The sequence below is a fragment of the Parviterribacter kavangonensis genome (assembly GCF_056863335.1).
Genome location: NZ_JBXPJA010000003.1, coordinates 25183 through 51798, shown reverse-complemented (window position 1 = coordinate 51798; position 26616 = coordinate 25183). Strand labels below are relative to the sequence as shown.

Annotated in this window: 20 protein-coding genes; 9 read left to right on the top strand and 11 right to left on the bottom strand. The window is 73.5% G+C overall.

Annotated elements, in window-relative coordinates:
• The first annotated feature begins 21 nt into the window (after positions 1–21).
• Positions 22–522, top strand: a complete 501-nt coding sequence (locus AC1UE4_RS20045) for a hypothetical protein (RefSeq protein ID WP_482919099.1) — start codon at positions 22–24, stop codon at positions 520–522.
• Here AC1UE4_RS20045 and AC1UE4_RS20040 read toward each other — a convergent pair.
• Together AC1UE4_RS20040 and AC1UE4_RS20035 are read right to left on the bottom strand one after the other, a co-directional pair.
• The gene (locus AC1UE4_RS20040; RefSeq protein ID WP_482919098.1) at positions 512–1213 is read right to left on the bottom strand and encodes a glycerophosphodiester phosphodiesterase; all 702 of its coding nucleotides are present in this window, start codon (positions 1211–1213) and stop codon (positions 512–514) included. The genes AC1UE4_RS20045 and AC1UE4_RS20040 overlap by 11 nt on opposite strands.
• Entirely contained in the window at positions 1210–1986 is a 777-nt protein-coding gene (locus AC1UE4_RS20035) for a DNA-formamidopyrimidine glycosylase family protein (protein ID WP_482919097.1), read from the bottom strand. The genes AC1UE4_RS20040 and AC1UE4_RS20035 overlap by 4 nt, the downstream gene beginning before the upstream one ends.
• 30 nt (positions 1987–2016) lie before the next feature.
• On the opposite strand from AC1UE4_RS20035, the gene AC1UE4_RS20030 reads away from it, so the two are divergent.
• On the top strand, positions 2017–2730 hold the full coding sequence (locus AC1UE4_RS20030; protein WP_482919096.1) for an MBL fold metallo-hydrolase: 714 nt from the start codon (positions 2017–2019) through the stop codon (positions 2728–2730).
• Here AC1UE4_RS20030 and AC1UE4_RS20025 read toward each other — a convergent pair.
• Entirely contained in the window at positions 2727–7658 is a 4932-nt protein-coding gene (locus tag AC1UE4_RS20025) for a S8 family serine peptidase (RefSeq protein ID WP_482919095.1), read from the bottom strand. The genes AC1UE4_RS20030 and AC1UE4_RS20025 overlap by 4 nt on opposite strands.
• Positions 7659–7798: 140 nt before the next feature.
• On the opposite strand from AC1UE4_RS20025, the gene AC1UE4_RS20020 reads away from it, so the two are divergent.
• Both AC1UE4_RS20020 and AC1UE4_RS20015 read left to right on the top strand, forming a co-directional pair.
• On the top strand, positions 7799–9148 hold the full coding sequence (locus AC1UE4_RS20020) for an FAD-binding oxidoreductase (RefSeq protein WP_482919094.1): 1350 nt from the start codon (positions 7799–7801) through the stop codon (positions 9146–9148).
• A 9-nt stretch (positions 9149–9157) separates the two neighbouring features.
• A complete protein-coding gene (locus tag AC1UE4_RS20015) occupies positions 9158–9874 on the top strand; it encodes a metallophosphoesterase family protein (RefSeq protein ID WP_482919093.1) in 717 nt (238 codons plus the stop codon).
• Here AC1UE4_RS20015 and AC1UE4_RS20010 read toward each other — a convergent pair.
• Positions 9871–10293: an NUDIX hydrolase gene (locus AC1UE4_RS20010; protein WP_482919092.1), complete on the bottom strand. Its 423-nt coding sequence runs from the start codon at positions 10291–10293 to the stop codon at positions 9871–9873. The two genes, AC1UE4_RS20015 and AC1UE4_RS20010, sit on opposite strands and share 4 nt — an antisense overlap.
• A gap of 58 nt (positions 10294–10351) precedes the next feature.
• Between AC1UE4_RS20010 and AC1UE4_RS20005 the strand changes: the two genes are divergently transcribed.
• Complete coding sequence (locus tag AC1UE4_RS20005) at positions 10352–10798, top strand: COG4315 family predicted lipoprotein (RefSeq protein WP_482919091.1); 447 nt, start codon at positions 10352–10354, stop codon at positions 10796–10798.
• Between the two features lie 28 nt (positions 10799–10826).
• Here AC1UE4_RS20005 and AC1UE4_RS20000 read toward each other — a convergent pair whose 3' ends face one another.
• Positions 10827–15236 carry a DEAD/DEAH box helicase gene (locus AC1UE4_RS20000; RefSeq protein WP_482919090.1) on the bottom strand — a complete coding sequence of 1470 codons (4410 nt, stop codon included), beginning with the start codon at positions 15234–15236 and terminating at the stop codon, positions 10827–10829.
• A 96-nt stretch (positions 15237–15332) separates the two neighbouring features.
• On the opposite strand from AC1UE4_RS20000, the gene AC1UE4_RS19995 reads away from it, so the two are divergent.
• From AC1UE4_RS19995 to AC1UE4_RS19985, 3 genes are all read left to right on the top strand, one after another.
• Positions 15333–19226, top strand: coding sequence for a hypothetical protein (locus AC1UE4_RS19995; RefSeq protein WP_482919089.1), 3894 nt, complete (start codon positions 15333–15335; stop codon positions 19224–19226).
• Between the two features lie 82 nt (positions 19227–19308).
• Positions 19309–19551, top strand: coding sequence for a hypothetical protein (locus AC1UE4_RS19990; RefSeq protein ID WP_482919088.1), 243 nt, complete (start codon positions 19309–19311; stop codon positions 19549–19551).
• Between the two features lie 31 nt (positions 19552–19582).
• A complete protein-coding gene (locus AC1UE4_RS19985; protein ID WP_482919087.1) occupies positions 19583–20383 on the top strand; it encodes an SDR family NAD(P)-dependent oxidoreductase in 801 nt (266 codons plus the stop codon).
• Here AC1UE4_RS19985 and AC1UE4_RS19980 read toward each other — a convergent pair.
• Together AC1UE4_RS19980 and AC1UE4_RS19975 are read right to left on the bottom strand one after the other, a co-directional pair.
• The gene (locus AC1UE4_RS19980) at positions 20376–21038 is read right to left on the bottom strand and encodes a uracil-DNA glycosylase (protein WP_482919797.1); all 663 of its coding nucleotides are present in this window, start codon (positions 21036–21038) and stop codon (positions 20376–20378) included. The genes AC1UE4_RS19985 and AC1UE4_RS19980 overlap by 8 nt on opposite strands.
• Positions 21035–21697, bottom strand: coding sequence for a TetR/AcrR family transcriptional regulator (locus AC1UE4_RS19975; protein ID WP_482919086.1), 663 nt, complete (start codon positions 21695–21697; stop codon positions 21035–21037). The genes AC1UE4_RS19980 and AC1UE4_RS19975 overlap by 4 nt, the downstream gene beginning before the upstream one ends.
• A 28-nt stretch (positions 21698–21725) precedes the next feature.
• Here AC1UE4_RS19975 and AC1UE4_RS19970 point away from each other — a divergent pair, with 28 nt between their 5' ends.
• Positions 21726–22121: a hypothetical protein gene (locus AC1UE4_RS19970; protein WP_482919085.1), complete on the top strand. Its 396-nt coding sequence runs from the start codon at positions 21726–21728 to the stop codon at positions 22119–22121.
• Between the two features lie 9 nt (positions 22122–22130).
• On the opposite strand, the gene rfbB is transcribed toward AC1UE4_RS19970, so the two are convergent.
• The 4 genes from rfbB to AC1UE4_RS19950 are packed head-to-tail and all read right to left on the bottom strand — an operon-like array spanning position 22131 to position 26590.
• Positions 22131–23117 carry a dTDP-glucose 4,6-dehydratase gene (gene rfbB / locus AC1UE4_RS19965; RefSeq protein WP_482919084.1) on the bottom strand — a complete coding sequence of 329 codons (987 nt, stop codon included), beginning with the start codon at positions 23115–23117 and terminating at the stop codon, positions 22131–22133.
• The gene (gene rfbD, locus AC1UE4_RS19960) at positions 23114–23926 is read right to left on the bottom strand and encodes a dTDP-4-dehydrorhamnose reductase (protein WP_482919083.1); all 813 of its coding nucleotides are present in this window, start codon (positions 23924–23926) and stop codon (positions 23114–23116) included. Before rfbD ends, rfbB begins: the two co-directional genes overlap by 4 nt.
• A 4-nt stretch (positions 23927–23930) precedes the next feature.
• Positions 23931–24995, bottom strand: a complete 1065-nt coding sequence (locus tag AC1UE4_RS19955) for a glucose-1-phosphate thymidylyltransferase (protein ID WP_482919796.1) — start codon at positions 24993–24995, stop codon at positions 23931–23933.
• 35 nt (positions 24996–25030) lie between these two features.
• The gene (locus AC1UE4_RS19950; protein WP_482919082.1) at positions 25031–26590 is read right to left on the bottom strand and encodes a hypothetical protein; all 1560 of its coding nucleotides are present in this window, start codon (positions 26588–26590) and stop codon (positions 25031–25033) included.
• Between the last annotated feature and the right edge of the window lie 26 nt (positions 26591–26616).

Below are 26616 nucleotides of genomic sequence, written 5' to 3'. Positions count from 1 at the left end.
GAAGTCGTGGGTTCATCACACGTGCGCGTTCTCGCTCTTTCGATCGTCCTGTGCCTCGCCCTGCCCGCGGTGGCGGGCGCCAGCCTGAAGTCGACTCTCGCGAAGTCCCGCCATCTGTGGGCGACCGTGAACATCTGCGACACCGCCGGCCACCCGGACGAGGTCGGCATCCGCGCCTCGATGCCCGGCACGGGGAAGAAGTCGACATGGCGCATGTACATGCGCTTCCGCCTCGAGTACAAGAACGCCGAGGGGAAGTGGACGAAGTTCTCCGGCCGCGGCCCGAACTCCGGCTACCAGCCCGTCGGCCCGGCGCGGTTCAAGGCGCGCCAGTCCGGCTGGCTCTTCCCGTTCTCGCCGGACGCCGGCCAGACCTTCACGCTGCGCGGCGTCGTCGACTTCCAGTGGCGCAAGGGCGCGCGGGTGCTCGCGACGCTGACCGAGGTCACGACCTCCGGCCACCACGTCACGATCGCCGAGCCCGAGGGCTACTCGGCGGCCAGCTGCGAGATCAAGGGCTAGAGGGCTGGAGCAGCCGGGGGTCGTTGCTGATGACCCCCGTCACGCCGAGCTCGCGCAGCCACGCGATGCGCGGCGCCTCGTCGACGGTCCAGACGTAGAGCTCGCCGTCCGCCGCGGCGATCGCCTCGACGAGCGCCGGCGTGACGAGGTGGTGGTTGGCCATGATCGCGTCGACGCGGCCGTCGCGGATGGCGGCGGCGGCCTTGCGCGGCATCGTCCGGCGCAGGACCTGCAGCATCCCGTAGGCGGGGACGGCGGTGAAGGGGGAGCGGAACGGGTCCTTGCGCACGCGCGGCACCGACCAGCCGAGCCGGATCTCCGGCGCCAGCTCGCGCATCCGGCGCAGCGACGCCTCCTCCATCGTGGAGACGAGCGTGCGGTCGGTCGCGTCCCGGTCGCGCAGCGCGGCGACGACGCGGTCCTCGTAGCCGGGCAGCTTGAGATCCAGGTCGAGGTCGATCCCGGTGGCGCACAGGTGGTCGAGCCCGGCCTCGAGCGTCATCGCCGTGTCGCGCCGCCTCTCGAGGTCCCTGTAGTCGTGGGCGAGGAACAGGTCGCCGGTGCCGTCCGGGTGCTCGCTGAGGACGTCGAACTCGATCATGTCGACGCCGGCCTCGACCGCGGCGTCGAAGCTCGCCGCCGTGTTGCCCGGCGCGATGAGGTCCGCTCCCTTGTGGCCGATCCGCTTCATGCCTGGCATCCAGTGCACCAGAACGTCGGGCGGTTGTCGTCCCACTGGCCGCGCACGCGAACGCGCCCGCCGCACCGCGGGCAGGGGCGGTCGTGCTTGCCGTAGATCGTCCTGTACGCGTCCTGCATCCCGTGCATCGCCGACTCTTGCATCAACGGGCGAATCCCGTGGATGATGCTGAGGACCTCCTCGTCGCTGACGTTCGAGGTGCGCCGCCAGGGGTCGATGCCGGCCAGGAAGCAGCCCTCGACCTTCCACAGGTTCCCGATCCCCGCGATCGTGCGCTGGTCGAGCAGCGCGTCGCCGATCGGGCGCGTCGGATCGTCCCGGCGCAGGCGGCGCAGCACCTCGTCCTCGTCGAAGTCCGGCTTGATGATGTCGGGGCCGAGGCCGGCGATCCGGCGGTCCAGGCGCGTGCGCGAGTCGGTCATGAGCTCGAGCACCGGGCCGTCGAACTGCACGACCTCGCCCGTGCCGTGCCGCGCGACAAGCCACGCCCGCCGCGGGCTGCGGCGCCAGCGGTCGCCCTTCGCGTACGTGCCCCACGAGCCCGTCATGCGCAGGTGCGAGTGGATCGTCAAGTTGCCTTCGAACCGGAGGAACAGGTGCTTGCCGTGGGCGTCGACGGATCGCACCGCACGGCCCGCGAGCTTCTCGGGCCAGCGGTCGCGCCCGAAGCGCGGGTGCGGCGTCAACAGCTCGTCCGGGACGTGGCCCTCGAGGATCGGGCGGATCCGGTTCGCCGCGTAGTGGATCGTGTCGCCCTCCGGCATGACCTCGTCATCTGAGGGTACGGCTGAGGGATGCTCGTGGCCGAAGGCGTGACGCAGTTCGTCGACCAGGACGTCGTCAACTGGTACCTGGTCGAGACCGACGAAGGACCCGTCGCCGTGGATGCGGGGTTCCCGACCGCGTACAAGCAGGTCGAGGCGCGCGCGGCGGAGCTGAAGGCGATCGTCATCACGCACGCGCACGTCGACCACCTCGGGTTCGCGGAGAAGGTGCGCAAGGAGCACGGCGTCCCCGTCTTCATGCCGGAAGGCGACGCCGAACTGGCGCGCCACACCCTGCGCTACGCCAAGTCCGAGCGCCTGCCGCTCGTGTACGTCGCGAAGTACGGCCCGACGCGGCGGCTCTACTGGAAGGCGCTCAAGTCCGGTTCCATCCGCGGCGAGACGCTCTCCGAGTTCCAGACCTACCGGGACGGCGACGTCCTGCCCGGCGGCTTGCGCGCCGTGGCCACGCCCGGCCACACCGACGGTCACACGGCGCTGCATCTCGAGGACCGGTCCGTGCTCTTCGCCGGCGATGCGTTCGTCACGAAGGACCCCTACACCGACCGCGAGGGCCCGCGCATCGTCGCCCGCGCGGCCACGAAGGACTCGGAGCGGGCGATCCGCTCCCTCGACGCGATCGCGGCCACCGGCGCCCGGACGGTCGTGACCGGCCACGGCCCGGCCTGGACCGACGGCGCCGAGATGGCCGCCGCGCAGGCGCGCGCGAACGGCGTGGCCTAGCGCCGGACGACCGCCCGCGTCACCAGCCGCTGCCGCGTCGTCGTCACGACCGCGCGGACGCGGCCCGTCACCTGCGGGCCGAGGACGACCCGCGTCCGCCCCGTCGCCGCGCGGACCGTGCGGACGCGGCCGAAGCGGACGCACCGCCCGTGACGGCAGCGCTCGAGCCGCACCCTGACCGAGATCGCGCGGTCGGCGTCGAGCGCGACGACGAACCGCCCACGCGACGCGGTGAGGATCGCGCGGAGGAGCCCCTTCGGCGCGGCCGTCGATGACGCCGCGACCGTCGCCGAAGTCGTCCCGCCGCCGTCCGCCGGCAGCGAGGAGGGGCCGGCGCTGGTCCGTGGTGGCGGCGAGACGTCGTTCGTCGTCGTCGTCGGAGACGGGTCGGTCGTCGTCGGCGGAGAGGGATCGCTCGTGGACGGCGGAGTCGCCGCGACCGTCCACGAGCGGGTCGCCGGCGTGGCGTCGATGTTCCCGGCCGCGTCGTGCGCACGCACCTCGAACGTGTGCGCGCCGTCGACGAGGTCGCCGAGCGCCTTCGGCGACGCGCACGGGAACCACGCGGTCCCGTCGAAGCGGCACTCGAAGCCGCCGGGCTCGCTCGCGGTGAACGTGAACGTCGCCGACCGCGTCGTCACCGTCCCGGACGGGCCGCCGGTCAGCGTCGTCTCCGGCGCCGTCGTGTCCGGCGGTGGGGGAGGCGGCGGCGGGGGAGCCGTCGTCGAGGTGATCGTCCAGCGCCGCTCGGCAGGCGTCGGGTCGAGGTTCCCGGCGACGTCCGTCGCACGCACGAGGAAGACGTGCTCGCCGATCGCCAGCCCGCCCAGCCGCAGCGGCGACGCGCAGGCCTTCCACCGCTCGTTGTCGAGACGGCACTCGAGCAGGGCGCCCGGCTCGCTGCCGAACCGCAGGTCCGCGTCGCGGGCCGTCGTGGTCGATGGCGGCCCGGCGGTGATCGTCGCGTTCGGCGACGTCGTGTCGACGGCGAACTCGAGGTGCGCGGGCGTCGGATCCCGGATGCCCGTCGGGCTGACCGCGCGGACGTCGAAGACGTGCCGGCCCTCCGCCAGGCCCGTGTAGCGGGTGTTCGTCACGCAGCCGGCCCACGCCGACCCGTCGAGCCGGCATTCGAAGGTGACCTCGGTCGACGGGCCGGCCCCGTTGTAGTCGGCGGAGAAGGAGGGGGTGATCTCCTTCGCGGAGACGAGCTCCGGGACGCTCGCGAACGTCTGAGGTGGTGCGGGGTCCCGGTAGTCGAAGACGTGGGACGCGGGTGTCGGGTCGGCGTTCCCCGCGTGGTCGATCGCGCGCACGAAGAACGTGTGGCGGCCCGTCGAAGGCGCCGCCGGCCGCGGATCGGTCCCGGGCCCGCACGCCCACCACGCCTCGCTGTCCACACGGCACTCGAAGCGCGCCCCGTACTCGGAGACGAAGTCCCCGCCGAAGCCGAGCTCGCCCTTCGGGACGTTGAAGATCCGCGTCTCCGGCGGCGTCGTGTCGGGCGTGGTCGCGAACGACCACCGCAGGATCGCGACCCCCTGGGCGTTGCCGGCGTGCTCGCCGTACCCGTCGACGAAGACGTACACCGTCTCGCCGCTCCTCACGCCGAGCACCACGCGGCTCGTCAGCCCCGGCCCGCTGTCGTCGTCGAACGCGATCGACCTGCCGATGCCGCCGCCCGGCGCCGTGTCCTCCACGTCGAGGATCGTGTCGAGGGCGCTGCCCTCGGTGTCGAGCGTCAGCGTTCCCGCGGACGGCGCGGTGAACGAGTGCAGCGTCGCGTACTCGGTGCGGGTGTCGACCGCCCTCGACCCGCTCGTTCCGGTGAGGGTGACCTTGGGCTGGCCGGTCCCCGGCTGGGGGACGTGGATGACGCCCAGCGCGGGCGTGGCGTCGACGTTCCCCGCCGCGTCCTTCGCGCGGATCGACATGCGGTGCTCGCCCGGCAGGATGTCGCTCGACCGGACCACCACGGGCGGGACGCACGGCTTGTACGCGCCGGCGTCGAACGAGCACTCGAAGCGCACGCCGCGTTCGGGCGCCCAGAAGTCGAACGTGGCGTCGCCGTACGGCCGCTTCCACACCGCGGACAGCAGCCGGGTGTCGGGCGGCGTCGTGTCGGCGGATCGCGAACCGACCGTGAAGCGCACGGTCCGCCGCCCCTCGATCCGCACGCCGCGCAGATCGACGACGCCCTCCACCACGAGGTCGTAGCTCCCCGCGACGAGCGCGGACGACGGCTTCACCGTCGCCCGCTGCGCCCCGGCGTCGTACGCGACCGATGCCGGGACGGCGTCGTCGGACCCGGCCGGCTCGACCCGCACGGTCACGGGCGTCACGGACGCCGGGTCGAGCGCGCGGCCGAAGTGCACGCTCGGCGTGGCCGTCGTGGCGACGCCGTCGACGCCGGGCCGCGGGCTCGTGTCCAGGATCCACGCCGGCCGGGGCCACGTCGCGGACTGCGGAGCGAGCACGACCCCTCCGATGATCAGGTCGAGCAGCCCGTCGTCCGTCATGTCGGTGGCGAGGATCGACAGGCCGGTCCTCGGCAGCTGCTCGGGCGCGGCGAGGGTCCCGTCGCTGCGACCGAGCAGGAGGCTGCTCATCTCCGGTCCGCCACTCACGACGTCCTTGCGGCCGTCGCGGTCGACGTCCGCGATCGCCAGTGCGCCCGTGATGGGCGCCGGGTAGGCCGTCGGCGGCGCAAGGCCGTGTCCGGCGTCCTGCGGGTAGACGAGCACGCGCTGCTCGAGGTCGGGGGCGACGACGAGATCGCCGAAGCCGTCGCCCGTGACATCGCCGATGGCGACGGCGTCCGGGAGGCCGGCACGCGTCTCGGTCGACCACGTCCCATCGGTGCGCTGCCGGAAGACGACGAGCGACTGGGATCCGTTCTCGATCCGGCCGCCCGCGATGTCGAGGCGCCCGTCGCCGGTGAGATCGCCGATGGCGAGGTCCGTCGGGAAGACGTAGGCGGTGCTGAGCACCGTCTTCGTCCAGCCAGTCGTGCGATTGCGCAGGACGGCCAGCTCCCATGGCCCTCCGCCGCCCTCCGCGTCGCTGCGCACCACGAGGTCGGTTCTGCCGTCCCCGTCGAGGTCGGCCGCGTCGACGAGGCGGGCACGGGCGGTGCCGGGCACGATCACCGGCTCGCCGAACCCGGCGGCCGTGCCCCGCGCCGTCCGCACGTCGCTGCCCGTCGCCACTGCGGCGTCCGCCTTGCCGTCCGCGTCGAAGTCGCCGCCGGCGACGTCGAGCGCCTGCGGGACGGCGACGTGCCGGCTCTCCTCGAAGGTGCCATCGCCGTCCTGACGCCACCAGCCGACGCCGCCGTGCTCGTCGAACGGGTCCGGGCCGATCAGGTCGCGGCGCCCGTCGCCGTCCACGTCACCGGCCGCGGCCGGGCGCACGTCGTCGGGCAGGGGAACGGCGAGGAACCGCACCGGGGCACCGTCGCGCGCGATCGACGCTACCCGCAGGGTGTACGTCTCGGAGGACCGCGAGGCGAGCTCGTTGACGACGTGCAGGTAGACCGACCGCGGGCCATCGGTGTCGAGCGGCCCGGATCCGAGCGGCTGCAAGGTGGCGCTGAAGAGGTCGAGATCGAGGATCGCTCCCTCCGGGTCGGAGCTTCGCCACTCGACGGAGAACGCGTACCGGCCGGCCGCCGGGAGCGAGACCCGGTACCAGTCCTCGTCGGTCGGGCCGTCGATCGAGCCGAGCGTGTCGCCGACGCCGGCCGTCGTCGCGCTCTCCGGCGTGTCGTTGCCGTCGACGGGAGGCGGCGGCTTGGTCACCGCGCCGGCGCCGAGCGCGGCGGCGGCGTCGAGCGTTCCCGCCCCGTAGAACGGATCGCGGCCGATCGGGCCGGCGTCGACGGCGGTGGAAGTGAGCTGCTGCGCGACGCGCGCCTGCGTCCACTCCGGGTGCTGCGTGCGCAGCAGGACGGCGACGCCGGAGACGACCGGGGCGGAGAACGAGGTGCCGCCGTTGTGCTCCGCCCACGGGTGCGGGGCGAGCAGCGACGGCGACCCCGCGACGTCCCAGCCGGGAGCCGCGAGGTCGACCCAGTCGCCCCAGCTCGAGAACGAGGTCAGGTCGCCCGCCCACGTCGTCGCGCCGACGGCGACGACGCCGGGGTACGCGGCCGGGAACTGCTCCTCGTCCGTTCCCTCGTTGCCGGCGGCCGCGACGACGAGGACGTCCTTGCTCTGCGCGTACGCGACGGCCTGGCGCATCGCCTCGGACGCCTCGGGGCCGCCGAGCGAGAGGTTGATGACCTTCGCGCCCTGGTCGGCGGCCCAGACGATCCCCTCGACGATGTCGAGGTCCGTCGCCTGATCCTGCTCGTCGATGACGCGCACGGGCAGGATCGACGCGCGCCACGCCGCGCCCGCGATCCCGTAGTCGTTGTCGGCGCGGGCGGCGGCGACCGCGGCGACCTGCGTCGCGTGCGAGTCGGGCGGCGCCCAGGGCTGGTCGACGACGTCGCTGCGGACCGCGTCGTAGCCGGGCAGGAGGTCGGCCGCGAGGTCGGGCTGCGTGGAGTCGATCGCGGTGTCGACGATGGCCAGCTTCACGGTCCCGGTGCCCTTCGCGAGGTCCCACGCCTCGGGCATGCGCACCGTCTCGAGCCAGCCCTGCCGCCCCTTCGCGATGAGCGGATCGTTCGGGAGGGCGAACGGCCTGCGGATGAAGTTGCGCTCGACGGCGGTGACGTCGCGGTCGCGCTCGAGGAGCCGCTCGATGTCGCGCGGGCGCTTGCCGCGCGTCCCGACGACGGTGAAGCGGGTGCCCTTCAGCCGCTTGCCGAGCCGCACGTGGTGTCGCCGGGCGACCCCAGCCGCCTTCGTCCTGCTCACGCCGGCGTCGAAGCGGACGAGCACGGTGCCGGGGTCGACGGCCGCCCGGGCAGCGGAGGGCACGCTTGTCCCGAGCAGAGCCAGAACGACCGCCGCCACGACTCTCCGCTGCAACCGACCCCTCCGTGATCGTTGACTGCTCGTCACCGTACTGCTTGCTGTCGCGTCGTGCGCCGCACTCCCGAGCGGTACCGTGCGCCGCCATGCTGGAGGACCTGGCCGGCATCGTCGGCGCCGATCACGCGTTCGCTCCGCGGGCGCCGTACCTCGAGGACGCGTCGGTCGCGTCCGGGGTGCGCGGGCACGCCGACGCGGTCGTGGTGCCGGGGACGGCCGAGGAGGTCGCCGCGGTCGTGGCGTGGTGCTACGAGCGCGGCGTCGCGGTCATCCCGCGCGGCGGGGGGACCGGGTTCGCGGGCGGCGCCGTGCCCGTCGGTGGCGGCGTGGTGCTGTCGGTCGAGCGGCTGCGGCGCATCCGCCAGTTCGACCCGCTCTTGTGGCGGATCGAGGTCGAGGCCGGCGTGCGGACGTCCGACGTGGCGCGGCTGGCGCGCGAGAACGGGCTCTTCTACCCGCCCGATCCGGGCGCGTCGGAGTCGTCGATGATCGGCGGGAACATCGCGACGAACGCGGGCGGCCCGCACACGTTCAAGTACGGCGTCACCGGCGCGTGGGTGACGGGGCTCGAGGCGGTCGTCGCGCCGGGGCGGCTCGTCCAGGTCGGCGGGCCGCTGCGCAAGGACGTCGCCGGCTACGACCTGAAGGCGCTGCTCATCGGATCCGAGGGGACGCTCGGGATCATCACGAGCGCGTGGCTGCGCTTGATCCCGGCGCCCGAGGCGGCGGCGCCCGTCGCCGCGTTCTTCGCGTCGGTCGCGGAGGGCACCGAGGCGATCCAGGCGGTGATGGCGTCCGGCGTCGTGCCCGCCGCGATCGAGTACCTCGACGGCGCGACGTTCGCCGCGGCGCGCGACACGTTCCCCATCGAGGCGCCGCCGGACCCGGCGCTCGTGCTGCTCGTGGAGGTCGACGGGACCGAGCAGGAGGTCGAGCGCGCCCGCGCCGAGGTCGTCGAGGCGCTCGGGGAGCACGTCCACGCGCCCGCCGACGCCGCCGGCGTGCGGCGGCTGTGGGAGTGGCGCGGCGGCGTGTCGCACGCGGTCACCGCGCAGCAGGGCGGCAAGCTCTCCGAGGACGTCGCGGTGCCGCTCGACAAGCTCGGCGAGGCGATCTCCGGGACGCTCGAGATCGGCGCCAACCACGGCCTCAACGCCTGCTCGTGGGGCCACGCCGGCGATGGCAACCTCCACTCGACGTTCCTCCTCACACCGGGCGACTCCGACGAGGCGGCCCGCGCCGCGGCCGCCGCCGAGGACCTCTTCGCGATGGCTGTCCGCCTCGGCGGAACGGTCAGCGGCGAGCACGGCGTCGGCCTGCTCAAGAACGGCCAGCTCGCCCACCAGTGGGACGAGGCCGCCGTCGGCGTCCACCGCGCGATCAAGCGCGCTCTCGATCCCGCGGACCTCCTCAACCCGGGCAAGAAGCTGGCGTAGGCTGCGCGCGTGCGGGTGCTCGCGCTCTACGACGTGCACGGCAACGACGACGCGCTCCGGGCGGTGCTCGAGGATGCGCCGGTGTCCGCGGCCGACGCGGTCGTGGTCGGCGGCGACGTGGTGCCGGGGCCGTTCGCGCTCGAGGTGCTCGCCCGGCTCGATGGCATCGCCACGCACTGGTTGCGGGGGAACGGCGAGCGTGAGGTCGCCGGCGGGACGAAGCCGGGCGCGGACGAGCTCGTCGTCCGGTACGCCGCGATCACCCGCGAGGCGATCGGCGCCGAGCGCGCGGCGCAGCTCGGGGCGCTGCCGCTGACGGTCGAGCTCGACGGCGTCCTCTACTGCCACGCGACGCCGCGCGACGACGAGGAGATCCTCACGCGCCGGTCGTCGGACGACCGCTTCGCCGACGCCCTCGCCGGCGTGGACGCGCGGCTCGTGGTCGCCGGCCACACCCACCAGCAGGACGACCGCCGTGTCGGCCACGTCCGGTGGGTCAACGCCGGCAGCGTCGGCCTCCCGTACGAGGGCGACGCCGCGGCGCGCTGGGCGTGGATCGCCGACGGCGAGCCCGAGCTGCGCCGCACGCCGTACGACGCCGCAGCCGCCGGCCGGAAGATGCTCGATGCCGGCTGGCCGGACGAGCAGTCCGTCGCCGCGGCGCTGATCGATCCCGTCGCGGCGGACTTCGTGACGGAGCTCTTCGAGTCGCGCGCGGCGGGCTAGGCGCCGGGGCGGCCGGCGGCGAGACCGGCGACGAGCTCCTGGTCGTGCTCGTAGGTGAGGCGCTGGGCGGCGGCGTGGAGCTCGAGCCACTCGAGGACGTCCACCTCGTCGTTCGGGGCGAAGCCGTGGTCCTCGCGGGGTTCCATGATCCAGTAGCGCACGATCTTGGGCCGGCCCTTCTGGTCGACGTAGCGGACCGGCTCGAGCTCCTGGTGCAGGCGGCAGCGCAGGCCCGTCTCCTCGAGCACCTCGCGGACCGCGGCCTGCTCGAAGCTCTCCCGGCGTTCGAGCTTGCCCTTCGGCAGCGACCAGTCGTCGTACCGGGGGCGGTGGACGATCAGCACCTCGACGCCGCCGCCCTCGCGAGACCGCAGGACGATCCCGCCCGCTGCCCTGACCTCGCGCCTGCCCAGCACCATCGATCGGCACGGTACCCGCCGCGTGTAACGCTCGGACCGCCTGCAGGACAGGTTGCGCATGTTCACGCTCGTGCACGTCCTCGCGGCGGTCGCGATCGCCGCGCCGGCCCCCGCGGCGGAGGCCCCGAAGGCGGCGGCCGAGGCGGGCGCGACGGTCGCCGTCGCGAAGACCCGCTACGGCCGCATCCTCGTCGACGGGCGCGGCTTCGCGCTCTACGCGTTCACGCGCGACGGCCGCGGCCCGAGCCGCTGCTCCGGCGACTGCGCCGTCGCCTGGCCCCCGCTGTTGACGTCGTCGAAGCGGGTCGCCGCCCGCAAGCCCGCCCGCCGGTCGCTGGTCGGGACGGTGAAGCGCGCGGACGGGACGCTGCAGGTGACCTACCGCGGCCGGCCGCTCTACTTCTACGTCGGCGACCGCAAACCCCGGCAGGTCCTCTGCCAGGACGTCTTCGAGTTCGGCGGGACGTGGCTGGTCGTGCGCGCGAGCGGTCGGCTGGTCCGTTGACCGAGCGCACCTTCGACCGCGGGCTGCTCTACGCGGTCAGCGTCAGCTTGCGCGGGCCGAGGCGGAACCCGAGGTCGACGAGGAGCGGCTCGAGCGAGGAGCCGAGGATCGGCTCGCCGTCGACCTTCTCGAGGTCGAGCTTCTTGAGCCGCCCGGCGCGCACGAAGTCGGCGAGCGCCTCGAGCGACGGCGCGATGCGCGGGTCGTCGCCGGAGACGAGCAGCGCGAGGCCCTTCCCGCCTCGCTCGACGAACAGCACCGGCCGGGCGCCGGCGAGGACGACGTACGCGCCGGCGACGCGGCGCGGAGAGCCCGGACGCGGCGGACGCGGCGCCTCGCCGGCCGGCGAAGCGTCGTCGCGCTTGGGCCACGGCAGCGCGGCGCCGTACGGCTGGGCCGGGTCGGTGGCGGCGAGCACGACCGGCGCGCTCTCGGCCGCCTCGCGCTGGGAGCGCAGCCGCTCGACCGCGCCGGGCAGCGCGAACTGCGCGCCGCCGAGCCCCTCGACGAAGTAGCCGCGCCGCGCGACGCCCAGCGTCTCGAGCTGGCCGAGCGCGTCGTAGAGCATCGAGAACCCGCCGGGGAAGCCCTCGGCGAGGACCTGCTCGCGGGTCACGACCCCGTACCGCTCGAGCAGGAGCTCGGCCCACGCGCGGCGCCGCTCGCCCGGGTCGGCTACGGCGCCGAAGAGGTTCTCGGTCAGCGACCACCGGCCCTGGACGGGAGCCTGGGCGCCGGTGCGGCGGGACCCGAAGCGGCGGCGCGAGGACGCGCGCGACGCCGTCGACTTCGCGCGGGCGAGCGTGAGCCGCGGGGCGCGCAGCGGCGCGAACGCATCGTTCGTCACCTCGCCCGCCCACACGAGGTCCCACAGCGCCTCCTGCAGCATCTCGGGCGCGAGATCGAGCTCGGCGAGGAGGTCGGTGAAGAAGCAGGGCGAGCGGGCGAGCCGCTCACGGAGGAGGTCGTGCTCCGCCTCGGCCGGGCGCTCGATCCCCTTCGCGCCCGGCGGGCCGAGCAGCGCGGCGTCCTCGCGGAAGTACAGAGCGACCCGGCCCGAGTTGCGCCCCAGCGCACCCGCGCCGACCCACACCAGCTCGCCGGACGCGCACAGCTGGTCGAGCCACGTCGTCGAGTACGCGCCGGTGCGCCGCGGCAGCACGTCGCGCTCCCACACGTCGGCGGGCAGCGCGATCCCCTGCAGCGGGACGAGCACCTCGCGCAGCCGGTCGATCCCCGCACCGGCCGGCGGATGGCGATCGACGCCCTGCCACGACGGCAGGAACGCGGCGAGGGCCTCCTGGTCGACCGCCTCGACCTCCTTGCGCAGCACCGCGAGCGACGCCCGGCGCAGCCGGCGCAGGACCTCGGGGTCGCACCACTCGCGCTCGGACCCGCCCGGGCGCAGCTCGCCGCGGACGAGCTCGCCGTCGTGCTCCAGCGCACTCAGAGCGGCGGAGGAGTCGACGCGGTAGCGCTCCGACAGCTCGGCCGTCGTGAACGGCCCGTGCGTGCGCGCCCAGCGCGCGACGAGCTTGACCAGCGCGTTGTCGACGTCGGCGGTGAACGCCTCGGGCAGGCCGCTCGGCGGCACCGCGCCCAGCGCGTCCCGGTACAGGCCGGCGTCGTCAGCGGCGATCCACCGCTCCTCGCCCGCGATGCGCAGCCGCACCGCGCGGCGCTCGCCCGCGAGGTCCAGCAGCATCGTCTCGGCGTCGAGCCCCGGCAGCACGCGCGCCGACGCCTCCGACACCGTGAGGTCGCCCACCCGCCGCAGCACGTCGGCCAGCGCGTCGCGCGTCTCGGCCCGCGTGCGCGGCGACCGGTGCTGGAGGTCGTCCTCGACCTGCTGCAGCGCATCGGGGTCGATGAGGTCGCGGAGCTCCTCCTGGCCGAGCAGCTCGCGCAGCAGGTCGCGGTCGAGCGACAGGGCGGCCGCGCGGCGCTCGGCGTTCGGCGTGTCGCCCTCGTACATGTACGTCGCGACGTAGTCGAAGAGCAGCGACGACGCGAACGGCGACGCGGTCGGCGTCTCGACCTCGACGAGCGACAGCTCGCGCGAGTGGAGCTTGGTCATCAGCTCCTCGAGGCCCGGCAGGTCGAGCACGTCGCGCAGGCACTCGCGGTACGTCTCGAGGATCACCGGGAAGTCGCCGTACCGCTTGGCGACCTCGAGCAGCGACTGCGACTTCAGCCGCTGCTGCCACAGCGGCGTGCGCTTCCCGGGGTACGCGCGCGGGATCAGCAGCGACCGCGACGCGTTCTCGCGGAACCGCGCGCCGAAGAGCGCGCTGCCGCCGAGCTCGCCGACGATCTTGTCCTCGAGCTCGTCGGGCTGCAGCAGCACGAGGTCGGCGCCCGGCGGCTCGTCCGCGTCGGGCAGGTGGACGATGATCCCGTCGTCCGACCAGATCGCGTCGGACTCGAGGCCGAACTCGTCGCGGATGTGCGCGCTCAGCGCCAGCGCCCACGCCGCGTGCACGCGGCCGCCGTACGGAGACAGCACGCAGACCCGCCAGTCGCCGATCTCGTCGCGGAAGCGCTCGATGACGATCGTGCGGTCGCTCGGGACGACGCGCGTGGCCTCCTGCTGCTCGCGCAGGAAGTCGAGGAGGTTCTTCGCGGCGAGCGGGTCGAGGTCGTAGTCGCGCTCCAGCACGTCGGCGCTCTGGTCGACCGCCCAGCGGCTGAACGCGCCGATCGCGATGCCGAGCTCCTTCGGCCGGCCGACGCTGTCGCCCCGCCAGAACGGCACGGCACCCGGCGCGCCCGGCGCCGGCGTCACGACGACGCGGTCGCGGCCGATCTCCTCGATCCGCCACGTGGACGCACCGAGGAGGAACGTCTGGCCGGCGCGCGCCTCGTAGACCATCTCCTCGTCGAGCTCGCCGACCTTGCGGCCGTCGGGCAGCGTGACCATGAAGAGGCCGCGGTCGGGGATCGTGCCCGCGTTCGTGACCGCGAGCTGGCGCGAGCCCTTGCGCGCGCGGATCGTGCCGCCGACGCGGTCCCAGACGATGCGCGGGCGCAGCTCGCCGAACTCCTGCGACGGGTACCGGCCGTCGAGCATGTCGAGCACGTTCTCGAGCAGCGGCCGCGGCAGCTCCCCGTACGTGTGCGTGCGGGTGACCATCGCGAAGAGGTCGTCGACGGACACGACGCCGTCGCCGCCGCTCTCCGCGGACGCCGCGATCGAGACGACGTGCTGGGCGAGCACGTCGAGCGGGTTGCGCGGCACGACCGTCGGCTCGATCTTCCCCTCGCGCATGAGCCGGGTGACGACCGCGCACTCGAGCAGGTCCGCGCGGAACTTCGGGAAGATCCGGCCCTTCGACGTCGCGCCGACGCCGTGGCCCGCGCGGCCGATCCGCTGCAGGCCGCGCGCGACCGACTTCGGCGACTCGACCTGCAGCACGAGGTCGACGGCGCCCATGTCGATGCCGAGCTCCAGCGACGACGTCGCCACGAGGCACGGCAGCTCGCCCGCCTTGAGCATCTCCTCGATGACCGTCCGCTCCTCGCGCGCGAGGGAGCCGTGGTGCGCCCGGGCGATGTCCTCCTCGGCGAGCTCGTTCAGCCGCAGCGCCAGCCGCTCGGCCCCGCGACGGTTGTTCACGAAGACGATCGTCGAGCGGTGCTCGCGGACGAGCTCGAGGATCTGCGGGTAGATCGCCGGCCAGATCGACTTGCGCGTCGCCTCGCCGCCCTGGAGCGGATCGATCTCCACGTCCGAAGTCGGCTCGACCATCGACTCGACCGGCACCTGGATCTTCAGGTCGAGGTCCTTGCGCACGCCGGCGTCGACGATCTTCGCCTGCCGCCGCGGCCCGACCATGAACCGCGCGACCTCCTCGAGCGGGTTCTGCGTCGCGCTGAGGCCGATGCGCTGCGGGTCGTGGCCGTCCTCCTGCTGGGCGGCGAGCCGCTCGAGGGTCAGCGCGAGGTGCGCGCCGCGCTTCGTCGAGGCGACCGCGTGGATCTCGTCGACGATCACGGCGCGGACGTCGGTGAGGATCTCGCGCGTCTGCGAGGTGAGGATGAGGTAGAGCGACTCCGGCGTCGTGATGAGGACGTCCGGCGGGTTGCGCCGCATGTCGGCGCGCTCCTTCTGCGACGTGTCGCCGGTCCGGATCGCGACCTTCAGATCGGCGCCGATCCCGCGCAGCGGGGCGCGCAGGTTCCGCTCGACGTCGTAGGAGAGCGCCTTGAGCGGCGAGACGTAGACGAGCCTCGTCTTGCCCGTCGACGGCTCGGACGAGAGAGCGTCGAGACCCCACAGGAACGCGGCGAGCGTCTTGCCCGATCCGGTCGGCGCCGAGATGAGCACGTGCTCGCCCCCGGCGATGGCCGGCCAGGCCTGCTCCTGCGCCGGCGTCGGCCGCTCGAACGCCCCCGTGAACCACTCGCGCGTGCGTGGAGAGAAGGCGGACAGCGGCATGCATCAGAGGGTACGAGCGGGCACCCACCCCGGGATTAGGTCCATCGGCTGACTGACGCTCAACATCCGGTGGATCGGTGCCGATGCACGGCCCCGATGCGTCAGCTGCCCGTTGCCCTGCTCGCGGCCCTCGCCGCCCTGCTCCTCCCCGCCACCGCCCTCGCCGACCTCGGCGACCCCGAGGCCACCTCCTACCCGCTCGCCGACGTCCACGGCGACAGCTGGATCAAGGACGTGGCCCGCGGGCCCGACGGCTCCATCTACCTCCTCGACGAGTTCGGCCTGTCCGTCACGAAGGTCAAGCCGGACGGGACGCGGGACACCGCGTGGGGCGCCGACGGCACGGCGACGGTCGCGGATCCGAACCCGCTCGGCTACGCGCTGCAGCTCAACGGGGTCGACGTCGCGGCGGACGGCATGGTCTACGTCGGCGGGACGCGCAGCGTCAAGGGCCTGCCATGGGGGACGTACGACCTCGAGATGGCGGCCGCGAAGATCGACACGTCGGGTGCGCAGGACCTCACCTTCGGCGACGCCGATCACGACGGGACGGCCGACGGCGTCGCGACGTACCAGGGGCAGCTCGCCTACAACATGGGCTTCGACGTCGCGGCGTTCGACGGCGGCGTCGCCGTCGGCGGCGCGATGAAGATCACGACGCAAAGCGGCTCGGAGTACCGGATGGCCGCCTTCGCGTGGAACGCCGACGGCACGCCGAACCCGCAGTTCTCGACCTACGGCACCGCCGGCCTCGGGCTCACCGACCTCGTCGACTCCAACGGCGAGACGATGGAGGTCGAGCACACCGAGGACGGCGACCGGATCGTGATGGCGGGCTACAAGGTGGTCGACAGCCAGACGCACTGGACCGTCGCGCGCCTCGACACCGACGGCGTGCCGGACACGTCGTTCGACGGCGACGGCCACCTGCTGTCGCCGGACGCGTGGCCGAGCGGCTACGGCGGCACGCGCCCCGCGGACGTCGACGTCGTCAACGGCGACGTCTACGTCGGCGGCAACGTCGACGGCCAGTGGGGCGTCGCGAAGTTCTCCGGCGCGGGCGAGCCCGCCGCCGGCTTCGGAGACGACGGGCTCGCGCGCCCGTCGCTCGTTCCCGCCGAGGGCGGCGGCGAGCTGCGCCGCATCGAGGTCGATCCGACGACGGGCGAGGTCTACGCCGTCGGGACGCACCACGCGAAGGTCACCGGCGCGTGGGCGGCGGTCCATGTGGGGATCGTCCGGCTCGGGGCTGACGGCGAGACCGACCCGGTCTACCGCGGCGGCGGCGGCTCGCTCTTCGAGCCGGCGTTCAGCGAGAGCAACTACAACCACGCGGGCGACGTGTACCTCCTCGCGGACGGCGAGGCGCTCGTCGTCGCCGGGACGTACGACTACTACCCCGGCGACGAGGACGGCGGGTACGCGCTGCGCCCGACGATCGCGCGCCTGTCGGCGACGCGGACGGCCCCGGCGAACACCGCCGCGCCGCAGCTGAGCGGCAACGGCCTCGCGGCGTTCGGCGACACCGTCACCGTCTCCGGCGCGACGTGGTCGGGCTACGGCACGATCGACGAGACGTACGCGTGGGAGCGCTGCACCACCTCGCACGCGCAGGGTGCGTGGGCGGCGGACGACTGCTCGCCCATCTCGAACGCGACCGCCGCGTCCCACGTCATCAAGGAGGCCGACGTCGCCAAGCACGTGCGCGCGAAGGTCACCGCGACGAACGAAGCGGGCCTGTCGACGGCGTGGGTCAGCTCGACCGTGGAGCCGAGCGCGGCCGACGCCGTCAGCGACGGCGCGCCGGTGCTCGCGCCGAACCGCGACGTGAACGTCGGCGAGACGCTGCAGGTGACCGACGAGAACTTCTCGGGCGGCCCGATCGACCACTACGAGTACCAGTGGCAGCGCTGCCCGACGGCGGACGCCGGCCACTGGCCGGACCCGGATCCGTGCCAGTACCTGCCCTCGATGGCCGCGTCCCACGTGGTCACCGCCGCGGACGCGGGCTCGTGGCTGCGCGTGGTGGTCACCGCCATCCCGGTGGGCAACGGCGCCGCGAGCGCGTTCTCCTACTCGGCGACGCGCAAGGTCAACGGCGCCGGCGGGGGCGCCCCGGCCGGCACCGCGCCGGCGCGGACGGCCGACCCGGTCATCGCGCCGGACGGCACGCTCACCGAGGGCGACACGGTGCGCGAGACGGCGGCCGCGACGTTCAGCGGCACGCCGGCGCCGACCGCGGCGCGCCAGTGGCAGCGCTGCTCCGGCACCGCCGCCGCGCCGAGCGGCTGCGGGGCGATCTCCGGCGCGACCGGCCACAGCTACACGACGACGTCGGCCGACGTGGGCCGCGTCGTGCGGCTGCACGTGACCGCCGAAAACGGCGTCGGGACGGCGACCGCCGACTCGACGGGCCGGCTGGTGCAGGAGAAGCCCGCGCCGCCGGCGCCCCCGGCGCCGCAGCCGACGACCCCCGCGCCGCGTCCGGTCGACACGAAGCAGACGATCAAGATGCCGAGCGTCCTGGGCAAGACCGCCGACGAGGCCGTCGACGCGATCGCGAAGGCGGGGATCTTCGCCGACGTGAAGGTCGACGCGCAGGCGCGCAAGAAGCCGCTCGTGCTCAAGGGCAAGGCGCTCGACCCCGGTCAGGTGCACTCGCAGTCGACCGCGGCGGGGACGCCGGTGACGAGCTCGATCGGCGAGAAGCTGAAGATCAAGCTCGTCGTGGAGGCCGGCAAGCCGGGCTTCAAGGCGTGCACCGCCGGCAGCTTCACGAGGGAGCTGAAGGGCATCGACCTCGAGGAGACGTGGACGCTGCTCAAGGAGAAGGGCTGCGGCGACCGCGTCAACTTCGACTTCAAGATCGCCGGCGACGGCGATGACCCGGAGGTGCGCTCGGCGAGCAAGGACGGCCGCGAGCTGCGCGTCGCCGTCACGCTGCCGAAGAGCCAGGCCGAGTACGACCTGTTCCCGTTCCACGGTCAGGGCGGCTACCCGGGCGACCCGATGCCGAGCTTCGGCATCGACGACCTCGCGCTCACCGCCGACGCGGACAACGTCTTCGGCGTGCGCGTCTTCGACCGCTACATCGGCAACGGCACCGCGAACACCGGGGCGCGGCGCGTCATCGGCGCGAAGGTGTACGTCGACGGCGACGCGGTCGGCGCGGACGACGTCGAGCGCCCGACCCGCGAGGACACCGGCAGCGCCGCGATCTTCTCGAAGTTCCGGCCGTCGAAGGGCGGCAAGGTCGTGTACCTCGTCCAGGCGCAGGACGCCGCGGGGAACAAGATCTTCGGCTTCGGCACCTTCCTGGTGAAGCAGCGCGCGGGCAAGTTCCGCTCGATCTCCGGTGAGACGTGGAGCGCGTCGGGCAAGCGCGTCGCGAACGCCGCCGGCGGGCCGACCGCCCGTGCCGCCGGCGTCGACCAGATGTGGAGCTGGATGCAGGACCTCTTCCGCGGCGGCCCGCTGCAGGCGCTCGCCACGGTCGGCAAGTCGGCGGCCGAGGGGCTCGTCACGCTCGCGAAGAAGGCGGCCGGCCCGCTCGTCTTCGCGGCGAGCGGCGTCGCGAACGCGCTGACCCAGCCGATCCAGCTGAACCCCGCGCAGGTGGTGGCCTCGGGCGGAGCGAACGTCGTCGCTGCCGGCGGAGCGAACGTCGTGTCGGCCGGTGGCGCGAACGTCGTCGCGGCGGGCGGCATGAACCTCATCGGCGCGGCGGGCGGCAACGTCGTGTCGGCCGGCGGGGCGAACGTCGTCGCCGCGGGCGGGATGAACCTGCTCGGTCGCGAGAAGCTCGTCAGCGGTACCGGGTCGATGCGCGCGGTCCCGGAGGCGAAGCTCATCTCCGACAACGGCCTCGGGCTGCTCTCGGACAACGGGCTCGGCCTGCAGGGCGCCAGCAAGGTGATCGCGCCGTCGGCGGGCGCGCAAGTGGTCGCCGCCGGCGGCGGCAACCTGATCGGGACGGCAGCCGGGAACTAGGTCGTCCGGCACCCGGGGGATCCTGTGCAGGAACCAGCGACGTTCCCGCCAACTAGTGCGGGGGAAGGACGTTGTCGTGGGCATGCACGGGGTCACCGGTCGTCTCGCCTCCCTGACGGGACGATCCGCGATGGTCGCGCTCGAGGCGGCATGGCTGTCCCTGCTGCTCGCAGGGTGCCTGTCGGTGCTCCACCACGACGCGGCGGGCGAGTGGCTGCGCCTCGCCGCGAGCTTCGGCGCCGTCTTCGCGTTGTGCGGCACCGTGACGCTGGGCGCGATCGTCCTGTCGGCGACGGTCGTCGCCACCTCGCGCGTGCGCCGATAGCCCGGTCGGGGCGGCGGGTACCGCCTCCGGCATGGCCTGGCTGCCCGATCCCTCTCCCTCTTCGACCGCGCTCGTGACCGGTGCCTCGGCCGGGATCGGCGCCGAGCTCGCCAAGGAGCTCGCGTCGCGCGGTCACGGCGTGACGCTCGTCGCCCGCCGGGCCGACCGGCTCGAGGCGCTCGCCGAGGAGCTCTCCGGCGGCTACGGCGTCCGGGCCGAGGCACTGGCGTGCGACCTCACCGACGACGCCGCCCGCCGTGAGCTGCCCGATCGCATCGCCGCGCTCGGCCTCGACGTCGAGGTGCTCGTCAACAACGCCGGCTTCGGGACCGCGGGCCCGTTCCACGAGGCCGAGGTCGAGCGCGAGGTGGAGCTCGTCCGCCTGCTCATCGAGGCAGTCGCCGACCTCACTGGCCGCTTCGTGCGCCCGATGGTCGAGCGCGGCCGCGGCGCCATCCTCAACGTCGCCTCCACCGCCGGCTTCACGCCGCTGCCGAACATGGCGAGCTACGGCGCGGCCAAGGCGTGGAACCGGTCGTTCACCGCGGCGCTGCACGAGGAGCTGCGCCCGCACGGCATCGCGGTGACGGCGCTCTGCCCCGGCCCGGTGAACACCGAGTTCTTCGACGTCGCCGGCCCGACGCCGATCGAGCGCGTCATCCCGCGCCCGCTGTGGGTCGACCCCGACCACATCGCGCGGACCGCGCTCGACGCGCTCGCCCGCAACCGGGCGGAGGTGGTGCCGGGTCGGCCGATGAGCGCGCTCGTCGTCGGTGCGCGGCTCATCCCGCAGGAGCTGCGCAACCCCGTCGCGGGCCGCGTCTTCAGGTAGCGAGCTCGCGCGCGCGGCGCAGGACGCCGTCGAGCATCGCCGGCGTCAGCACGCCGGTGAACGTGTTCTGCTGGCTCGGGTGGAAGCAGCCGAGCAGCGTCCATGGCTCGGCGTCGACGACGACGTCGTGGCCGAACCTCGGCTTCGGCCGGATCCGCTCCGGCAGGAGCCGCAGCGCGTTGTCCCACGCGAACTGACCGAGGCAGACGATCACGCGGACGTGCTCGAGCAGAACGAGCTCCTGCACCGTCCAAGGCAGGCACGTGTCGCGCTCCTCCGGCGTCGGCTTGTTCGCGGGCGGCGCGCAGCGGACCGCCGCGGTGATCCAGGCGTCCGTCAGCCGCAGGCCGTCGCCGCGGTGGCGCGACGTCGGCTGGTTCGCGAAGCCGGTGCGGTGCAGCGCGGCGAAGAGGAAGTCGCCCGAGCGGTCGCCGGTGAAGATGCGGCCGGTCCGGTTGGCGCCGTGCGCGGCGGGCGCGAGGCCGAGCAGCAGGACGCGGGCGCGCGGGTCGCCGAAGCCGGGGATCGGCCGCGCCCAGTACTCCTCGTCGGCGTACGCGGCGCGCTTCACCGCCGCCACCTCCTCGCGCCAGGCGACGAGCCGCGGGCAGCGCCGGCAGGCGACGACCTCGGCTTCGAGCGCCTCGAGGGTCAGCTCTTCGTGATCCCCTGGTCGATCACGCCGCGCACGAGGCGCAGGATGACCGGCTCGAGATCGAGGATCCGCGCCGGGCGGCCGTGGCGTAGCTGGCGCGACGCGAGCTCGACGATCGCGCCGACGAGCGCGAAGGCATCGTCGCGCGACGCGAAGCGCGGGGCGCCGTAGCGCTCGTGCGCGGCGGCGTTCTGCTGGTCGAGGCGCTCGGCGAACGCCTCCAGCACCGCGTCCCGGCGCTCGTTCGCGCGCGGGCCCGCGCCGATGATCTCGACGAGCAGCGTGCGCGCGTGGTCGGGGTACGCCTCGAGCGCGGAGAGGAACGCGCGGATGCCCGCGCCGATCCGCTCCTCGGGCGTGCTCACGTCGCCGCGCTCGGTCGCGACGCCGAGCGACTCCGTCACCGACGCGCCGAGCTGCGCTGCCGACGCGTCGAACAGCGCGAGGATGCACTCCTCCTTGTTGGCGAAGTGCTCGTAGAACGTCGCCTTCGACATGCCGGCCTCGCGGCTGATCGACTCGGCGCTGGCCTCGGCGTAGCCGACGCGCGCGAAGACGGCTGCCGCGGCTGCGAACAGGCGTGCGCGCTGGCGCTCGAGGCGAACCTCGAGCGGCGGTGCATGGCGTCCACGCGGGACCGAGGGGGCGGCATCGGTCATCCACCGGCAGGATAGGATGCGCCGCCTCGTGCGTACGACAGTCGTCCTGCTCCTCGCGCTGCTCGCGCTCGCCGGCTGCGGCCAGGCCGCCAACTCCAGCGGCGACTTCAGCGGCGAGCAGGAGAAGGTCGCGCAGGTCATCGAGGACCTGCAGGAGGCCGCGCAGCAGGACGACGCAGGCAAGATCTGCAAGGACATCCTCGATCCGGACGCCATCCAGGGCATCCCGGGCGGCGACTGCGACAAGGCGATGAAGCAGGCGATCGACGAGGCCGACAACTACGACCTCACCGTCGACTCCGTCCGGGTGACCGGCACGACCGCGCGCGCCCGCGTGAAGGCGGGCCGCGACGAGGATCAGGTCGAGACGATCGAACTGCGCAAGCGCAGCGACCTCTGGAAGATCACCCGCCTCGCGGGCTGATCCTCCGGCTCAGCCGAGCGCGCGGCCGTACTGGCGCTCGTAGTAGGCGCGGTAGTCGCCGGAGCGGATCGGCTCCCACCACCAGGTGTTCTCCTGGTACCAGGCGACGGTCTGCGGGAGGCCCTGCTCGAAGGAGACCTGCGCCTCCCAGCCGAGCGCGCGGACCTTCTCCGAGCCGAGGCTGTAGCGGCGGTCGTGGCCGGGGCGGTCGGTGACGTACTCGATCAGCGACTCGTCGCGGCCGGTGAGCTCGATGATGCGCCGCACGACGTCGAGGTTGTAGGTCTCGTCGGGGCCGCCGACGTTGTAGGCCTCGCCGGGCGTGCCGTGCTCGAGGACGTGGCCGATGCCGCGCGCGAAGTCCTCGACGTAGAGCCAGTTGCGGACCTGCTTGCCGTCGCCGTAGACGGGCAGCCGGTCGCCGTGCAGCGCGTTGAGGATCATCAGCGGGATGAGCTTCTCGGGGTACTGGTAGGGCCCGTAGTTGTTCGATCCGCGGCAGATCAGCGTCTCGGTCCCGAACGTGTGGAAGTACGAGCCGACGAGCAGGTCGGCGCCGGCCTTCGTCGCGCTGTACGGCGAGGACGGGGCGAGGGGGGACTGCTCGGTGAACGAGCCCTCCTCGATCGAGCCGTACACCTCGTCGGTCGAGACCTGCAGGTAGCGCAGCTTGCGCCGGCGCGCCTCCTCGAGCAGCACGTAGGTGCCCTGCGCGTGGGTGCGCACGAACGCGTCGGGTTCGGCGATCGAGCGGTCGACGTGCGTCTCGGCGGCGAAGTTCACGACGGCGTCGACGCCGTCCATCGCGCCGGCGACCGCGTCGGGGTCCTCGATCGCGCCGTGCACGAAGCTGTGCTCGACGTCGGAGAGGTTCTCCCGCCGGCCGGCGTAGGTCAGCTTGTCGAGCACCACGACCTCGTCACCGAAGTCGCGCACGCGCACCCGGCAGAAGTTCGAGCCGATGAACCCGGCTCCACCGCACACGAGCAGCTTCATCGCAGATGTCCTTTCACGCCCTCTTGCCAGGGCGGCAGATGCACGCCGTCGGCGCGCTCGGTCGCCAGCACGCTGAACGCGGGGCGCTTGGTCGGGGTCGGGAACTCCTCGCTCGGGATCGCCACCACGCGGCAGTCGAGGTCCGCGAGGCGCATGGCCTCGACGGCGAGCTCGAACCACGAGCACTGGCCGGCGCCGGTGGCGTGGAAGATCCCGCTGCCGCGGCGCTCGGCGACGTCGACGAGCACGGGGGCGAGGTGGCCGGTCCACGTGGGGGAGCCGACCTGGTCGAAGACGACGCGGACCTCATCGCGCTCGCGCCCGAGGCCGATCATCGTGTCCACGAAGTTCTTGCCGCCCTCGCCGAACAGCCACGCGGTGCGGACGATCGCGTGGCCGTCGCCCGCGGCGAGCACCGCGCGCTCGCCCGCGAGCTTGCTGCGGCCGTACGCGCCGGTGGGCGCGGGGGACGACGACTCGACGTACGGCTCGCTCGCCTCGCCGTCGAAGACGTAGTCGGTCGAGACGTGCACGAGGTACGGGGCGCTGCGGGCGAGCGTCGCGACGGCGTCGCCGTTGATCCGCGTCGCGAGCTCCTCCTCGCTCTCCGCCTGGTCGACCGCCGTGTACGCCGCGCAGTTGACGACCGCGTCGGGCCGCTGCTCGGCGAGGAACGCCGCGACGGCGTCCGCGTCGGTGAGGTCGAGCTCGGGGAGGTCGACGCCGACCACGTCGTGGCCGCGCTCGCGCGCCGCGTCGGCGACGCGGTGGCCGAGCATCCCCGCGGCGCCGGTGACCACGAGCCGCATGGGACTAGAGGATCCCGATCTCGCTGTTGTCGCCGACCATGAAGCGGTACGCGCGCGGCTGGCCGTCGGAGCGGCCGATCGCGACGTTGCGCCCGAGCAGGCTCGATTCCATCCGGCCGTCCAGCGCGCGGACCGACGACCCCTCGAGGAGGATGGAGTGCTCGACCTCGGCGCGTTCGATGACGCAGCCCTCGCCGACGGCGGTGTACGGGCCGATGTACGCGTCGGTCAGGGTGGCGCCGGCGCCGATGATCGCCGGGCCGCGCACGGTCGAGCGCGTCAGGGTGGCGCCGGGTTCGATGATCACGCGTCCGTGAGTGGTCGAGTCGACGACGTCGCCCTCGATGCGGCTCTCGATGGTGTCGAGGATCAGCCGGTTGGCCTCGAGCATGTCGTCCAGGCGGCCGGTGTCCTTCCACCAGCCCTTGACGACGTGCGGCTCGACGCGCTGGGCGTGGTCGACGAGGTGCTGGATCGCGTCGGTGATCTCCAGCTCGCCGCGCGGCGATGGCTCGATCGCGCGGGCGGCGTCGTGGATGCCGGCGGTGAACATGTACACGCCGCACAACGCCAGGTCGGTCCTCGGCTCCTTGGGCTTCTCGACCAGGCGCGTGACGCGCCCGTCGGTCAGCTCGGCGACGCCGTAGTTCTCCGGATCGGGGACGGGGGTGAGCAGGATGAGCGCGTCCGGCTCGCTGGTCTTGAACGCCTCGACCAGATCGGTCATGCCGCCCTGCAGCAGGTTGTCGCCGAGGTACATCACGAACGGGCTGTCGCCGAGGAACGGCTCGGCGGTCAGCACCGCATGCGCCAGCCCGGCGGGCTCGTCCTGCAGGATGTACGTGATCTTCACGCCGAAGCGCGAGCCGTCGCCGGTCACCTCGCGGATCTCGTCGCCCGTCTCGGGGGCGATGATGATCCCGACCTCCTCGATGCCGGCAGCGGCCATCGCCTCGATGCCGAAGAACAGCACCGGCTTGTTGGCGACGGGCACGAGCTGCTTCGCGCTCGTGTAGGTGATCGGCCGCAGACGAGTGCCGCGACCGCCCGAGAGGATGAGCCCCTTCAGCGGCTGCACGGCGCGAGAGGCTAGCGAGGAACCCGCTAGCAGCCGTCCGGATGCCAGAGCGCGCGCTGCTCGATCACCGTGCCGTCCTGGCGTTTCACGGCGGCCGTGAGCGGCGCGTCGCAGAAGGGCTCGAACGTCACGGGCGCGACGAGGAGGACGTCCTGCGTGGTCGGCGCGAAGGCAGCCACGCCGATGCCGGCGACGACGTCGCACTGCGTCGGCGTCTGGGCCGAGCCGAGGTAGAGGCTGCAGTCGACGGCGTCCTCGGCGGGGTCGAGCCAGCCGCCGACGACCGTGCCGCAGCCCTGCGCGAGGAACGCCGTGTCGGCGAGGCTGCTCTCGAGGTGGCCGACGGTGATGGTGCAGCCGGCGGGCGGCGCGATCTCCGAGCTCTCGCTCGTGTCGGAGGCGCTCGTGCAGCCGGGGTCGGGCGTCGTCGCGCCGGCGGCGCCGATCGCGTCGGCCTGGCCGTCGCCGTCGTCGTCGGCGCCGTTCGAGCACTGCGCGGGATCGGGATCGCCGCCGCCGGCGCAGGTCTGCGGCCACGGGCGCTCGAGCTCGATCGCGAACCCGTTCTGGTCGATGATCGTGATGGTCGTCTTCGCGGTGCAGTCGACCGGGCCGCTCAGGGTGATCGCCGGGAAGTCGAGCTGGCTGCCGATCGGGCCGCCGGTGCGCTTCGCGTGCAGGTAGCCGTTCTCGGCGGCGCACGAGTAGTTCGAGTCGGCGCTGGCGACGGTGCAGCTCGCGACGCCGGGCCGGATCGTCATCCAGACCTCCTCGATGAGCGGGCAGCTGCCGTTGATCGCTGCGGAGATCCCGCCGCTCTGCGTCTTGAAGAGCCCCGAGCTCTGCGCGCAGTCGTCGCCGAAGAGCAGCTCGTCGCCCTCGCTCGCATCCGTGGCGCTCGAGCAGCCGGAGTCGGGGTTGACCACGCCCGGGCCGCGGGCGTCGATCTGCCCGTCGCCGTCGTCGTCCTTGCCGTTCTTGCACGCGTCCGCGGGCGGCGTCGTCGTGCCGCCGCTCGGCTTCGCCGGTGTGGTCGGGGTCGTGGGCGTGGTGGTCGCCGGCTTCGTCGTGCCGGCCGGCAGGCCGGTGCCGTTGCTCGGCAGCTGCACGCCGTTCGCCGGCTGCGGGTTGCCGCCGCACCCGGTGATCGCGAGGTCGCTGCCGAGCTTCGCCGCGACCGCGGGATCGGTGCCCTTCGGGACACGCAGCGTCTTCGCGAACAGCTCGGTGAGGCCGGTGCAGAACTGCGTCGGGACCGTCCCCTTCTCGACCTTCTTGAGCGTCCACTTCAGCGACGGGCGGCCACCCTTGAGGACGACGACGACCGGGTTCTTCGAGCCCTTGGAGCCCGCCGGGCGCGACGCCGCCAGCGCGAGCGACTTGCCCTTGACCCCGCCGACGACGGTGACGTCCTTGGGCGCGCCCTTGACGGCGACCTTCGTGACCTTGCCCTTGAGGTTCGCGAAGACGGCGCTCGACTGGCCGGCGCCCGGGAGCGGCACCTTGACCGAGACGGGCTTCGCGGAGGCCTGCGCCGCGCCGAGGACGAGCAGGAGGAGGAAGGCGATGGAGACGCTGCGGAGCATGGTGCGGCGACGCTACGGCCGCACCG

Bases quoted from the DNA above. Each gene is read 5' to 3' on its own strand.
- AC1UE4_RS20040 (WP_482919098.1), bottom strand. From the start codon at position 1,213: ATGAAGCGGATCGGCCACAAGGGAGCGGACCTCATCGCGCCGGGCAAC.
- rfbB (WP_482919084.1), bottom strand. From the start codon at position 23,117: ATGAAGCTGCTCGTGTGCGGTGGAGCCGGGTTCATCGGCTCGAACTTC.
- AC1UE4_RS20000 (WP_482919090.1), bottom strand. From the start codon at position 15,236: ATGCCGCTGTCCGCCTTCTCTCCACGCACGCGCGAGTGGTTCACGGGG.
- rfbD (WP_482919083.1), bottom strand. From the start codon at position 23,926: ATGCGGCTCGTGGTCACCGGCGCCGCGGGGATGCTCGGCCACCGCGTC.
- AC1UE4_RS19990 (WP_482919088.1), top strand. From the start codon at position 19,309: ATGCACGGGGTCACCGGTCGTCTCGCCTCCCTGACGGGACGATCCGCG.
- AC1UE4_RS20020 (WP_482919094.1), top strand. From the start codon at position 7,799: ATGCTGGAGGACCTGGCCGGCATCGTCGGCGCCGATCACGCGTTCGCT.
- AC1UE4_RS20005 (WP_482919091.1), top strand. From the start codon at position 10,352: ATGTTCACGCTCGTGCACGTCCTCGCGGCGGTCGCGATCGCCGCGCCG.
- AC1UE4_RS19950 (WP_482919082.1), bottom strand. From the start codon at position 26,590: ATGCTCCGCAGCGTCTCCATCGCCTTCCTCCTCCTGCTCGTCCTCGGC.
- AC1UE4_RS20030 (WP_482919096.1), top strand. From the start codon at position 2,017: ATGCTCGTGGCCGAAGGCGTGACGCAGTTCGTCGACCAGGACGTCGTC.
- AC1UE4_RS20010 (WP_482919092.1), bottom strand. From the start codon at position 10,293: ATGGTGCTGGGCAGGCGCGAGGTCAGGGCAGCGGGCGGGATCGTCCTG.
- AC1UE4_RS19975 (WP_482919086.1), bottom strand. From the start codon at position 21,697: ATGACCGATGCCGCCCCCTCGGTCCCGCGTGGACGCCATGCACCGCCG.
- AC1UE4_RS19985 (WP_482919087.1), top strand. From the start codon at position 19,583: ATGGCCTGGCTGCCCGATCCCTCTCCCTCTTCGACCGCGCTCGTGACC.
- AC1UE4_RS20035 (WP_482919097.1), bottom strand. From the start codon at position 1,986: ATGCCGGAGGGCGACACGATCCACTACGCGGCGAACCGGATCCGCCCG.
- AC1UE4_RS19995 (WP_482919089.1), top strand. From the start codon at position 15,333: ATGCGTCAGCTGCCCGTTGCCCTGCTCGCGGCCCTCGCCGCCCTGCTC.